This window comes from Acidovorax sp. FW305-C-20-28 (assembly GCF_058783375.1).
The window spans coordinates 34,915-47,412 of sequence record NZ_JBYSYM010000004.1; the positions used below are offsets into that span (position 1 = coordinate 34,915).

13 protein-coding genes are annotated in these 12,498 nt (G+C 69.9%); 5 read left to right on the forward strand and 8 right to left on the reverse strand.

The window, feature by feature from the left end:
• A complete protein-coding gene (locus AC3WOH_RS06625; RefSeq protein ID WP_492228586.1) occupies positions 1-549 on the reverse strand; it encodes a hypothetical protein in 549 nt (182 codons plus the stop codon).
• Positions 550-558: 9 nt separating this feature from the next.
• On the reverse strand, positions 559-1,050 hold the full coding sequence (locus tag AC3WOH_RS06630; protein ID WP_492228587.1) for a glutaredoxin domain-containing protein: 492 nt from the start codon (positions 1,048-1,050) through the stop codon (positions 559-561).
• 186 nt (positions 1,051-1,236) lie between these two features.
• Between AC3WOH_RS06630 and AC3WOH_RS06635 the strand changes: the two genes are divergently transcribed.
• From AC3WOH_RS06635 to AC3WOH_RS06645, 3 genes are read left to right on the forward strand one after another with little or no spacing between them, the layout of a single operon-like run.
• A complete protein-coding gene (locus AC3WOH_RS06635) occupies positions 1,237-1,680 on the forward strand; it encodes an acyl-CoA thioesterase (RefSeq protein ID WP_492228588.1) in 444 nt (147 codons plus the stop codon).
• Between the two features lie 22 nt (positions 1,681-1,702).
• Positions 1,703-2,995, forward strand: coding sequence for a THUMP domain-containing class I SAM-dependent RNA methyltransferase (locus AC3WOH_RS06640; RefSeq protein WP_492228589.1), 1,293 nt, complete (start codon positions 1,703-1,705; stop codon positions 2,993-2,995).
• The gene (locus tag AC3WOH_RS06645) at positions 2,985-3,491 is read left to right on the forward strand and encodes a putative toxin-antitoxin system toxin component, PIN family (protein ID WP_492228590.1); all 507 of its coding nucleotides are present in this window, start codon (positions 2,985-2,987) and stop codon (positions 3,489-3,491) included. Before AC3WOH_RS06640 ends, AC3WOH_RS06645 begins: the two co-directional genes overlap by 11 nt.
• 144 nt (positions 3,492-3,635) lie before the next feature.
• On the opposite strand, the gene AC3WOH_RS06650 is transcribed toward AC3WOH_RS06645, so the two are convergent.
• Together AC3WOH_RS06650 and AC3WOH_RS06655 are read right to left on the reverse strand one after the other, a co-directional pair.
• Positions 3,636-4,478: a BUD32 family EKC/KEOPS complex subunit gene (locus AC3WOH_RS06650; RefSeq protein WP_492228591.1), complete on the reverse strand. Its 843-nt coding sequence runs from the start codon at positions 4,476-4,478 to the stop codon at positions 3,636-3,638.
• Positions 4,475-6,214, reverse strand: coding sequence for an FMN-binding glutamate synthase family protein (locus tag AC3WOH_RS06655; protein ID WP_492228592.1), 1,740 nt, complete (start codon positions 6,212-6,214; stop codon positions 4,475-4,477). The genes AC3WOH_RS06650 and AC3WOH_RS06655 overlap by 4 nt, the downstream gene beginning before the upstream one ends.
• 138 nt (positions 6,215-6,352) lie before the next feature.
• Between AC3WOH_RS06655 and AC3WOH_RS06660 the strand changes: the two genes are divergently transcribed.
• Both AC3WOH_RS06660 and AC3WOH_RS06665 read left to right on the forward strand, forming a co-directional pair.
• On the forward strand, positions 6,353-7,204 hold the full coding sequence (locus AC3WOH_RS06660; protein WP_492228593.1) for a UPF0149 family protein: 852 nt from the start codon (positions 6,353-6,355) through the stop codon (positions 7,202-7,204).
• A 108-nt stretch (positions 7,205-7,312) separates the two neighbouring features.
• On the forward strand, positions 7,313-8,812 hold the full coding sequence (locus AC3WOH_RS06665; protein ID WP_492228594.1) for a SulP family inorganic anion transporter: 1,500 nt from the start codon (positions 7,313-7,315) through the stop codon (positions 8,810-8,812).
• A gap of 5 nt (positions 8,813-8,817) precedes the next feature.
• Here AC3WOH_RS06665 and AC3WOH_RS06670 read toward each other — a convergent pair whose 3' ends face one another.
• The 4 genes from AC3WOH_RS06670 to AC3WOH_RS06685 all read right to left on the reverse strand — a co-directional run bounded on the left by AC3WOH_RS06670 (position 8,818) and on the right by AC3WOH_RS06685 (position 12,480).
• Positions 8,818-10,695: a patatin-like phospholipase family protein gene (locus AC3WOH_RS06670; protein ID WP_492228595.1), complete on the reverse strand. Its 1,878-nt coding sequence runs from the start codon at positions 10,693-10,695 to the stop codon at positions 8,818-8,820.
• 246 nt (positions 10,696-10,941) lie between these two features.
• On the reverse strand, positions 10,942-11,433 hold the full coding sequence (locus tag AC3WOH_RS06675; RefSeq protein ID WP_492228596.1) for a nuclear transport factor 2 family protein: 492 nt from the start codon (positions 11,431-11,433) through the stop codon (positions 10,942-10,944).
• An 88-nt stretch (positions 11,434-11,521) separates the two neighbouring features.
• Positions 11,522-12,001, reverse strand: a complete 480-nt coding sequence (locus AC3WOH_RS06680) for a CinA family protein (protein WP_492228767.1) — start codon at positions 11,999-12,001, stop codon at positions 11,522-11,524.
• 5 nt (positions 12,002-12,006) lie between these two features.
• The gene (locus AC3WOH_RS06685; RefSeq protein ID WP_492228768.1) at positions 12,007-12,480 is read right to left on the reverse strand and encodes a phosphatidylglycerophosphatase A family protein; all 474 of its coding nucleotides are present in this window, start codon (positions 12,478-12,480) and stop codon (positions 12,007-12,009) included.
• Between the last annotated feature and the right edge of the window lie 18 nt (positions 12,481-12,498).

A 12,498-nucleotide genomic window follows, 5' to 3' on the forward strand; every position in this document is an offset into this window, starting at 1 on the left:
TCAGGGCGCCTTCGTCGCCGGCGCACGCCGCAGCGAGCGCAGCAATTCCAGAGCCTGGGCCGTGGGCTCCTGCGGTGCGCCGTTGACCAGCACCGTGAAGGTCACGCGCAGCTCGTTCATGCCCAGCACCCCCTGGGTCAGGTGCTTGTAGCCATCGGGTTCGGGCGCGCGGTCGGTGGCCGAGAAGTAGTAGCCCGTCTTGCCCGGGGCGCCCAGGTCCTGGAGGGGCAGATCGCTTTCGACGGCCTTGGGTTTGGCCCGGGCAGCGCCCGCCTGCACCAGGGCCCGCAACTCCTCGGCCGTGGGAGCCTTGGGCGCACTGCCCACGGGCCAGATGGGCGTGATGAGCATCTGCAGCACCTTGGCGTCCGGGCCGCTGATGGCCACCGAGGGCGGCAACTCCGCATGCGGGCGGCGCACCTGGGCGCGCCAGGGTGCCGGCAGGTCCATCACCAGGTCGTCGCGGCCGGGCAGGGGCACGCGCAGTTCTTCGGCAAGCACGGGCAGGCACAGCGCAAAGGCCATGGAAACAAGGGTGGTACGGAACATGGGGTGTGTTTATTGGCGTTTGGCAAAGACGGCGTCGTAGGACTGGGTGCTGAAACCGTTCACCCGCTGGCCATTGGTGAGCAGCACCGGCACGCCGCGCGCACCGATCTGCGCGAAGGCGGCCTTGCCGGTCGGGGTGTCCACATCGAATTCGCGGTAGGCGATGCCCTTGCCGCCCAGGTAGGCCTTGGCCGCCTTGCAGTAGCCGCACCAGGTGGCCATGTAGAGAGTGACCTCGCCCCGTGGCTGGGCCGCGGCAGCCGGGGCCCCTGCGGAGGCCTGGCCGGGCGCGGCCGGCGGCAGCGGGTTGCCCGGCACCACGCTGATGGGCGGGGCTTCGAGCTTCATGGTCTTGTGCCCCGCACCGGACGCGGGCGGCTGGTCGCTGTAGACCACCTTGCCATTCGGGTCCACGGATTTGTAGAGCGTCTGGGCGTGTGCCGTGCCTGTGAGCGAGGCCACCACCAGGGCGAGGATCAGGCTGCAGCGCAGGGGGTGCATGGGGGCTCCGGGTAAAATCGGCATCCCGGGAGCATAAGAGACTTCTGCCGCCCCGCGGTCCGCTGGGGCCATGCCTCACCCGTATGGGGCACCCTTGCAGCCCCCGATACCCTTTGCCGGGCTTTTCCGCAGGGCGCCATGTCCCCGGTTCGCTGCCTTTTCCCGATCCTTCTGTTTTCCCGCGCCATGGCCCGCATCGTTTTCGACCTTCCCGCGCAGTTCGGTTTTGCCACCGAGCTGCAGATCTACATCAGCCACGTCAACCAGGGCGGGCACCTGGACAACGCGCAGCTGCTGAGCCTGGTGTCCGAGGCGCGCGTGCGCTTCTTCCAGTCGCTGGGCTACCCCGAGGCCGATGTGGGCGGCCTGTCCACCGTGGTGGGCGACATCGTGGCGCAGTACAAGTCCGAGGGCTTCCACGGCGAGACCATGCGCGTGGAGATGGCGCCGGCCGACCTCAACCGCTATGGCTTCGACCTGGTCTTTCGCATGACCGAGAAGACCTCGGGCCGCGAAGTGGCGCGCGGCAAGGTGGGCATCGTCTTCATCGGCCGCAGCGACCGCAAGGTGGCGCCCATCCCCGAATCCATCCGCCAGCTGCTGCTGGCGCGCGCCGCATCCCACGCATGAGCGTATCCTGTCGCCCAGTGCCATGAACCAACTCCAACTCTTTCTTCCCTGCGCCGCCGGTGTCGAGGGCTACCTCGCCGACGAGGTGCATGCCATCACCGGCCTCACGGGCCAGGACCTACTGGTCGGCCGCGGCGGTGTGCTGCTGCGCGCCTCGTGGCGCCACGCGCTGCTGCTCAACCTGCACAGCCGCCTCGCGCAGCGCGTGCTGGTGCAACTGGCGCACCGGCCCTACCGCTCCGAGAACGACCTCTACGGCATCGCCAGCGAGGTGGCCTGGGAGATCTGGTTCACCACGCGCCAGACCTTCAAGGTGGAGGTCACGGCCCAGCACAGCCCGCTGCAGAGCCTGAACTTCGCCGGCTTGCGCGTGAAGGACGCGGTGGCCGACCGCTTTCGCCACAAGACGGGCGTGCGGCCCGATGTGAACACCCAGTGGCCCGATGTGCGCATCCACCTGCACCTGACCACTGACGAGGCCACGGTCTACATCGATACCTCGGGCGAGCCGCTGTTCAAGCGCGGCTGGCGCGAGGACAAGGGCGACGCCCCGCTCAAGGAAACCCTGGCCGCAGCCATGATCGCCGCGAGCGGCTGGGACCCGCTGGGCGATGACCCCGTGCCCCTGTACGACCCCTGCTGCGGCAGCGGCACCATCGCCATCGAGGCAGCGCAGATCGCCTGCCGCATCCCGGCCGGCATGCTGCGCCGCTTTGCGTTCGAGAAACTCCTGCCTTTCCAGGGCCATGTGTGGTCGGCCATCCAGGCCGAGGCCGAGAGCGCCATCCGCCCCAGCCCCGTGCCCGTGTTCGGCAGCGACGTGGCCCACCGCATGGTCGACTTTGCCCAGCGCAATGCCGAGCGTGCCGGCGTGGCCGAAGCCCTGCAGCTGCGCGGCGGCGATGCGCTGCAGCGCATGCCGCCCAGCGAGCAGTCGGGCGTGATGCTGCTCAACCCGCCCTACGGTGAGCGCATTGCCGCCGCCGGATCGGCCGGGCGCAATGCCAACGAGCGCGCGGCCGAGCGCGCCCAGGGTGCCAGCGTGGGCCGCGAGGCCGCGCACACCGATGACGGCGGCGAATTCTTCAGCCAACTGGCCGCGCACTGGAAGAAGAACTACTCCGGCTGGACGGCCTGGATGCTCACGCCCGACCTCAAGCTGCCCGGCAAGATGCGCCTGAAGGAGTCGCGCCGCGTGCCGATGTGGAACGGCCCCATCGAGTGCCGCATGTTCCGCTTCGACATGGTCAAGGGCGCGGTGCGCGAGCGCAGCGCCGCCAAGGCCCCTGGCCAGGGGCCGCGCGATGCGGGTTGAGCTCTCCCTGCCGGCCGAGGCCCCTGTCGGCGAGCCTGCGCGCCCGGTGGTGGTGGACACCAATGTCGCGCTCGACCTGCTGATCTTCTCCGACCCGGCCACCGCGCCGCTGCGCCAGCTGCTGGCCGAGGGGCGCCTGGCCTGGATCGCCACGCAGGTCATGCGCGACGAGCTCGAACGCGTGCTGGCGTATCCGCACATCGTTGGCCGCATGGACTACTACCAGGTCGATGCCGCCCGGGTGCTCGCCGCTTTCGACGCGCAGGCGCGCCTGGTGGAGATCGCGCCGCGCGTGGCCTATGTCTGCAAGGACGCCGACGACCAGAAATTCATCGACCTGGCGGCCGCGCACCGCGCCATCCTGCTGAGCAAGGACAAGGCCGTGATCTGCATGCGCAAGCGCCTGCTCCTGCTCGATGCCCATGTGGCGACGGCGCTGGTGCTGGAGGCGGCACCCGCCGAAGCCCATCTGGAGTCCTGGACCGCGCCCGCCTGAGCCCCCGGCCCATAAAGCCGGCGCGGCCAAGGCCAGTGCCCCCGCGCAAGGGCCGCCCCGCCGCGCTGGGGGCGTCCCCCTCCCGACTCGCGTGGCGAGTCGAGAGAGGGGGAAGGCGCGAAGCGACTCAGGGGGTGTTTGACTTCAAGGCCCCAGCAGGTCGTAGGCCGCACGCACGCGCTGCATGTCGCGCCCCAGTTTGCGGCTTTGCGGCAGGTGGCGCATCCAGCCCATGCGCCCGACACTGCTGGCCATCACGGCCTGCAGCTCGGGGCTGCCGGCGGCGATCCAGGCCGCCCACAGAGCGCGGGCATCGTCGAGCGCGCCCACCAGGCGCAGGTAGATGGCGGTGGAGTGGGCGTAGCACAGCGCATCGCGCGCATGGCACACGGGCAGTGGCAGCACGCCGGCCGGGTCGTCCTCGAAATCGATGTAGCCCACCACACCATCGGGGCAGCGCACCAGGTTGCGCGCAAAGGCCTGGCTCAGGCAGGTGCCGGCTGCATGCACCTGCGCAATCGCCGCCAGGCCCTGCTGCCACAGGGCCAGCACGGCGGCGGGGCCGGCGGACACGGCATGGTCGATCTCGTTGCCCAGCGACGGTGTCTGCTGCGCCGGGCGGCCCAGGTGGCGCATCAGAAAACCGTCCTCCTGCGCCGCCAGCACCATGGGCACGCGCAGACCCCGCGCCTGCAGGTCGCGCAGGCGCCGCACCTCGGTGGCGATGGCCTCGTTCCCGCCCCGGTTGGGCACGGGGCGCAGCACCTCCAGGCGCAGCAGGGCCGCCAGCGCCGCCATGGCGCGGTAGCGGCCCGTGCCGTGCGGCGCTCCCGCCTTCTTGAGCCACACCTGCTCATCGCCCAGGCGGTAGCTGGCCACATTGAACTGCTGCTGCGCGAGCTGCTGGCGCAGGTAGGCCACGTAGTCGATGATGCTGCTGCTGCCCGGGGTGGTTTCAGGGGCCTGGCCTGCGTCCATCGTCGTCATACGGCGGCGTTGGCAGGCAGTTCGCCGACGGCGGCCACGGCCGCGTGGGCCACCTCGACATGGTGGGGAACCGAAGGCTCCAGCGCCGGCTCGCTGGCCGCGAAGCTGTGCGCGCTGGCCAGCGGCCAGTACAGGCGGAACACATTGTGCTGGGCATCGAGCGGTCCCAGCAGCGCACCCGGCTGCATGCGCGTGATCAGGTTGGACAAGAGGCGCACCTCGGTGTCGCTGATGCGGCGCACGATGTGGTGGGCCGTGATGTCCTTGGGGTGCTGCAGGCCGGCCGCCTGCACCAGCTCCTGCAGCGCATGCAGGGTGCTGCGGTGGAACTGTGCCACGCGCGAGGCCTTGTCGGGCACCACCAGCGCCTGCTGGCGCTGCGCGTCCTGCGTGGTCACGCCCGTGGGGCAGTGGCCGGTGTGGCAGCTTTGCGCCTGGATGCAGCCCAGCGCCATCATGAAGCCGCGCCCGGCGTTGCACCAGTCGGCGCCCAGGGCCATCATGCGCGCGATGTCGAAGGCCGTGATCACCTTGCCGGCGCAGCCGATGCGCACGCGCTCGCGCAGGTTCACGCCCACCAGGGTGTTGTGCACCAGCAGCAGGCCTTCCTGCAGCGGCGCGCCCACATGGTCGCTGAACTCCACGGGCGCGGCGCCGGTGCCGCCCTCGGCACCATCGACCACGATGAAGTCGGGCGTGATGCCGGTGATGAGCATGGCCTTGACGATGCCGAACCATTCCCAGGGGTGGCCCAGGCAGAACTTGAAACCCGTGGGCTTGCCGCCCGAGAGTTCGCGCAGGCGCGCGATGAACTGCATCATCTCCACTGGCGTGGAAAAGGCGCTGTGGCGCGAGGGCGAAATACAGTCCTTGCCCATGGGAACGCCCCGCGCGGCGGCGATCTCGGCCGTCACCTTGGCGGCGGGCAAGACCCCGCCATGGCCCGGCTTGGCGCCCTGGCTGAGCTTGAGCTCGATCATCTTGACCTGCGGGTCCTGTGCGTTCGCGGCGAAGCGCTCGGGGCTGAAGCTGCCATCGTCGTTGCGGCACCCGAAATAGCCCGAGCCGATCTCCCAGATCAGGTCGCCGCCATGCACGCGGTGGTGCTGCGAGATCGAGCCCTCGCCCGTGTCGTGCGCAAAGCCGCCCTGCTGTGCGCCCTTGTTCAGCGCCAGCACGGCATTGGCCGACAGGGCGCCAAAGCTCATGGCCGAGATGTTGAACACGCTGGCATGGTAGGGCTGGGTGCAGGGCGAGACCGAGGGCGACGGCGCATCGGGGCTGCCGCCGATCCACACGCGGAAGTCGTGCGAGGTGAGCTGTGTGGGCGCCATGGAATGGTTGACCCATTCATACCCATGCGCGCCCACGTCCAGGTGGGTACCGAAGGGGCGGTTGTCGGGCTCGCCCTTGGCGCGCTGGTAGACCAGCGAGCGCTGGGCGCGCGAGAAGGGCGCTGCCTCGCTGTCGCTCTCGATGAAGTACTGGCGTACCTCGGGGCGCACGTACTCGAGCATGAAGCGGATATGCCCGATGACCGGGTAATTGCGCAGGATGGCGTGGCGCCTCTGGCGCAGGTCGTAGACGCCCACAGCCACCAGGGCCCCGAAAACCAGCACCAGCGGCAGGCCCACGCCGAATGCCACCAGGGCGAACAGTGCCAGCAGCAGGCCCAGCACGCACAGGGCAAATGCCGTGTAGCGCACCGGGTACAGGGAATTGAGTTGGTGGAGCATGGCTTGTCCTGGTTTTTTTGCGGGCGTGGCGGGAGGGCTACACTGCCGCCTTTGCACCGGGTGGCGCTGCCGCGCTCGTCCCCGGGCCCATCATAAAAGTAAAAGTTTGCCTCCAGCACCCGTCCACGGAGCCCCGCCATGACCGAATCCACCGAAAAACCCGAAGCCGACCCTGAAACCGCCGCCCTGGCACCTGCCCTGGGCCCGGACGCGCTGGAAGAAATCGACAATATTCTCGACGACCTGCGCACCCGCGGGGAGGAAATCCCGCAGTGGGAGTTCTGCGACGGCTTCCTGGCCGCCGTGGTCTGCAGCCGCCGCCCCATCGCGCCGGCCGAGTACCTGCCCATGCTGTTGGGCGACGGTGCCGAGCTCGAGGTCGCCGAGGGCGAGCCTCTGCCCCTGCTGCCAGCCTTTGCCGATGCCGCCCAGCAGGCGCGCTTCCTGGAATTGTGGACACGCCGCTGGGACGAGGTGGTGCAGCAGCTCGACGCCAAGGTCGACCGCCTGGACGACGACCGCACCTACCAGCCCGAGGCCATGGACATGCGCGGTGCAGTGGCCAGCCTGACCGAGGAACAGCGCGCCGAGATGGACTCCGACGAAGAGGAGATCCCCTCGTTCGGCCAGATCTGGGCCCTGGGATTCATGTTCGCCGTGGAGAACTGGCCCGAGGACTGGGCCGCCCCGCGCGACAAAGAGGCCGCCCAGTGGATCAACGATGCGCTGGACAGCATCGTCGCCCTGACCGAGGACGACACCGGCAAGCCCGAGGTCTGCATGTTCGACGAGAACGGCCCGCCCAGCACCAGCCAGGCCCGTGTGGAGGCCTTCGGCGAGGCCATCTGGGCGGTGTACGACCTGCGCCAGGTCTGGAAGAGCCTGGGCCCGCGCGTGGAAACCCTGCGCAAGGCCCCCGAACCCGGCCGCAACGACCCCTGCCCCTGCGGCAGCGGCAAGAAGTACAAGAAGTGCCACGGCGCCACTTGAACGGCCTGCCCTGACCTGCCGGCGCGCGGCCATGCGCCGGCCGGTGCGTTGCTTGCGCAGGTCTTTCCCCTTTTCCCTGTGACCGTACGTCTGCGCGTGCGGCCTGCCATGTCTTCTTCCGTCCTGTCCCGGCTGCGCGCCGAATGGGCGCCGGTCAGCATTCCGCGCGAACTGCTGGCGGGCGCCGTCGCCACCTTTGCGCTGATCCCCGAGGTCATCGCCTTTTCCTTCGTCGCGGGGGTGGACCCGTCGGTGGGGCTCTTTGCCTCCTTCGTCATCAGCCTGGTGATCGCCTTCGTGGGCGGGCGGCCTGCCATGGTTTCTGCGGCGGCCGGCTCCGTCGCCCTGGTGGCGGCGCCGCTGGTGCAGTCGCATGGGCTGCAGTACCTGCTGGCGGCCGGCATCCTCGCGGGCCTGGTGCAACTGGCCTTCGGTCTGCTGCGCATGGGGGTACTGGTGCGCTTCGTCTCCAGCTCGGTGCGCACGGGGTTCGTCAATGCCCTGGCCATCCTCATCTTTTCGGCGCAACTGCCGCACCTCTCCGGCGCGGGTGCGGCCACCTGGGCCATGCTGGCACTGGGCCTGGTCATCATCTACGGCCTGCCCTGGCTGGGCCAGCGCCTGGGTTGGCGAGCGCTCACGGCGATCCCCTCACCGCTGATCTGTGTGGTGCTGCTCACGCTGCTCGCCTCTGGCATGGGCCTGGCGCTGCCCACGGTGGCGGACCTGGGGCGGCTGCCCGATGCGCTGCCCGCCTTGGGCTTGCCGCAGGTGCCGCTGGCGCTCGATACCCTGCGCATCATCGCGCTGCCTGCCCTGGCGATCGCCATGGTGGGCCTGCTCGAATCGGTGCTGACCGCTGCCGTGGTGGACGAGATGACCGACACCCCCAGCTCCAAGAACCGCGAGTGCGCGGGCCTGGGCGTGGCCAACGTGGCGGCCAGCCTGTTCGGTGGCATCGCCGGCTGCGGCATGATCGGCCAGGCCGTGGGCAACGTGAAGTACGGCGGGCGCGGGCGCCTGTCCACGCTGTTCGCGGGCGTGTTCCTGCTGATCCTGATGGTGGTGCTCAAGCCCTGGGTGTCGCAGGTGCCTGTGATTGCGTTGGTGGCCATCATGGTCATGGTGTCGGCCTCCACCTTTGACTGGAAGTCGCTGGGCACCCTGGTGCGCCACCCGCACCTGTCCAGCACCGTGGTGCTGGCCACGGTGGCGGTGACGCTGTTCACGCACAACCTGGCCGCCGGTGTGGGCGTGGGCGTGCTGCTCAGCGGCGTGTTCTTCGCCGCCAAGGTCTCCCGCATGCTGCGGGTGAGCGTGCACGATGGCGGTGCGGCCGGGCTGCGCACCTGGCAGGTCACGGGCCAGGTGTTCTTCGCCTCGGCCGATGCCTTCATCGACGCCTTCGACATCCTGGGGGCCGAAGGCCGGGCGGTGCGCATCGACGTGTCGGGCGCGCACTTCTGGGACGTGACCGCCGTGGCGGCGCTCGACAAGGTGGTCGAGCGACTGCAGCACCATGGCTGCACCGTGGAGGTGGTGGGGCTCAACCAGGCCAGCGCGGTGCTCATCGACCGGCTGGGCTCCTCGCCTGCCGCAGGAAACTGAGTTCTTCAGGCCACAGCGGGCTCGGCGCCGTGCAGGAGGGAGCGCTCGCCGGCATCCCGCTGGCCCAGCACGTCCAGTCCATGCACATAACCCTGCTGCACGATCTGCTCGAAGCGGTTCCACTGCAGCATGCCCACGCGCTCCATGGGCGGGTTGAAGTACAGGTCGGTCAGCTGCTGCGACTGGCGCTGGCGTGACATGCTGTACAGAATGGTCACCGTCATCAGGTAGCTGGCCAGCGAGGGCAGCTTGTAGCGCCGCTGCGCGCGCGGGCGCAGCTTGTCGCGCAGCAGGGCCCAGCTGCTGGGCACATCGTCCAGGTCGATCTGCCGGGGCTTGCGGAAGTTCAGGTCCACCCCGATCACCGTGCCCACGCCGCGCATGCCGCGCATCACGTCCACCGGAAAGTTGTTGAACGTGCCGCCATCGCACAGCAGGTCACCCTCATGCACCACGGGCGGCAGCGCACCGGGGATGGAGATGCTGGCCAGCAGCGATTTGACCAGGCTGCCCTGGCGCACCACCTGCTCGCAGGCGCGGGAGTAGTTGGTGGCCACGCAGTAGTAGTTTTTCCACAGGTCCTCCACCCGGGCCGGAAAGCCCACCAGCCGGCCCACGGCCTGGTCCAGGATGTGGCGCAGGCGCCGGCCCTTGATCAGCGAGAGCATGGGCAGCAGGTTGAAGTCGCCCGTGGGGTTGGTGCGAAAGGCCGCGCGCGCGTTGGCCATCACCGCCTCCAGCGGCTGGTCCGAAGCCACGTAGGCAGCCATCACCGAGCCGATGCTGGTGCCGCCCACGCAGTCGATCTCCACGCCCTGCTCCAGCAGCGCGCGGTAGACCCCCAGGTGCGCAAAGCCGCGCGCACCGCCGCCGGCCAGCACCAGGCCCACGGCGGTGCGGCTCTGGATGCGCGCCAGGCGCGCCATGTCGCGCTCCAGCGCCGGGCGCACGTGCACATGGTCGGCCACCGTGCGGCGCGCCAGCCACTGCTCGGTATGGCGCGGGCAACGGGCGTCGGCCGGGTGCAGCAGCACCAGGATCTCGGCCGCCTCGGTCAGCGGCGCGCGCTGGGCCAAGCACTGCGCCTCGATGGGGTGGATGGCGGGCTCGGCCGAGGCATCGGCCAGCAGCAGCAACTCGTCGCAGTGCCGGCTCACGCGGCGCGTCCAGGGCGTGGGTTCGGCGTCGGCCAGCAGCAGCACGAAGTCGTTGCGTGCCTCGATCTCGTCGAGCAGCATGGCGATGCGCCGGTTGGCCGAGGCATCGGCCCCTTCGCGCTGGGCGATGCCGGGGTCCTGCAACTCGCGGTCCACGGTGGCCGAATCCACCACGCGCACCTTGCCGGGGGCGCCGAGCTGGCGCGCGAGCTTCACGGCAAAGCCCTGCAGGTCCACCCCGGCGCTGATGGGCAAGAGGCCCATGGCCACGGGCCGCTCCGTCGCGGGGTTGGCCGAGCGCGACTGCAGGCGCTCGATGGCCTGGCGCGTGAGCGCCATGGACAGCTGCGCGCTGCTGGCCAGCAGGCTCTTGAATACCGGCTTGGTCAGCCGCACCAGCACCGAGTCGCGCACGGCCACGACGGTGGCGGCACGCGGTGCGTCGGTGAACAGGCTGATCTCGCCGATGGCCTGGCCGCGCCCCATGTCGGCCACACGGCGCTGCTGGCCATCGTCGCCACGCACGTAGGCGCGCAGGCGGCCGCTCACGGTGAGGTACATGGACTCGCCGGGATCGCCCTGGTTCATCAGCGTGCCGCCGCCAGGGATTTCCACCCACTCCATGTGGGCGCGCAGCAGCTCCAGTGCGTCGGGCTCCATGCCCTGCAGAAAGCTGCGCAGGTGCTCCATCAGGAGCTGGTTCTGGGTGGCGGTGAAAGGCGACATGGCGGCAGCGGCGGGCGGATCGGCCGGCTGCGTGCAGGCGCAGTGTCGGGGCCGAAGGGGTTCCAGGTGGCCGCAGGCACCCGGCCGGGAGGGCCTGCCCGCAGCGTGCGAAGCCGCGGATTCTAGGGATGCATTTGCGCAGCGCCCCACCCCGTCGGGGTAGCGGGCGCGGGTGGCGTGAACAAACGCACGTTCTGCGCCGAGAACCTGCCTGCGATGCTCTGCGAGATCGCAGGCAGGTGATTCTTACTTCTTTTCCTGCGCCAGGAATTTCGCCAGGTTGCCGGCCGCCGTGCTGCGCACCTTGCGCTTGAGCGAGGGTGACCAGCCTAGCAGCAGGCCGGGCGTGCCCAGGGCCTGGCGCGACCAGCGCCAGAAGTTGAAGCGGTCGCGGTGCGTGGCGATCAGGCCTTCGGGCGTGAAGGTGAAGCTGCCGTCGATGATGTTGTGCACCTTGCGCCCCGTGGCGCTGAAGAGGTAGTGCGCCTCCCAGTGCGCGCGGCCGGTCTTGTCGTCGGCCTCGATGCCGCTCGATTCGAGCTTCCAGTGCTCGCGGCCGTTCTTGCTGGTGGCCGTGGCCAGCATGCGCCACATGCCGCCGATCTGCTCGCGCCCCTTGAGCGAAAAAGCCTCGTCGTCGAAGCTCGCGTCGGGCGCATAGCAGGCCTGCATGGTGGCATGGTCGAGCTGGCCGAAGGCGGTGTAGAAGCGCTGCAGGGTCTGGGCGTTGGGGTGCATGGATGGAGGCTCCGTTGGGGCAATGGCGGGCCGATGCTACACCGGCGCCGTGCAGGCAGTTTGGCGCCTGCGCGACGCGGCCGCAGGTTCAGGTGAGGTAGCCATGCAGGCGCTGCAGCGCATGGGCCACGGTGGCACTGCGCACGGCGGCCCGGTCACCTGTGAACTGCTGCAGCTCGGTGTGCACGGAACCGTCCACCGCCCAGCCGAACCAGACCGTGCCCACGGGCTTGGCGGGGCTGCCGCCCGTGGGGCCGGCCACGCCCGTGACGGCCACGGCCACCTGCGCGCGTGAATGCGCCACCGCGCCAGCCGCCATGGCACGGGCCACCGGCTCGCTCACCGCGCCGTGCGCCGCGATCAGCCCGGGCGGCACGCCCAGCAGCTCGGCCTTGGCCTCGTTGGAGTAGCTCACCAGGCCGCGCTCGAACCACTGGCTCGACCCCGACAGGTCGGTGCAGGCCGCCGCGATCATGCCGCCGGTGCAGCTCTCGGCCGTGGCCAGCATCTGCCCGCGCGCGAGCAGCCGGGCGGCAATGTCGGCCAGCAGCCGCTCCTGGGCAGCCATGCTGCTCATCGCCAGAACCTCCACAGCGCGATCACCAGCAGCGTGCAGAAGGCGGCCACGAAGTCGTCCCACAGAATGCCCCAGCCGCCACGCCAGCCAAAGCCCTTGAACAGGCCATCGGCCCAGGCCACGGGGCCGGGCTTGGCGGCATCGAAGAAGCGGAACAGCGCAAACGCCACCAACTGCCCCCACCAGCCCATGGGCATGGCCAGCCACAGCACCAGCCAGAAGGCCACGACCTCGTCCCAGACGATGTTGCCGGGGTCGGCGATGCCCAGGTTGCGCGCGGCCACCGTGCAGGCCCACCAGCCGACCACGGTGCTGGCGGCGATCAGCATGCCCATGTGGAGCGGGCTCAGCCACTGCTGCAGCGCCAGAAAGGCCAGCCAGGCCCACAGCGTGCCCACGGTGCCAGGCGCAATGCGCGAGAGGCCTGCACCAAAGCCCAGCGCAATGCAGTGGGCCGGGTGCGAGAACATGAAGGCCGCCGTGGCACG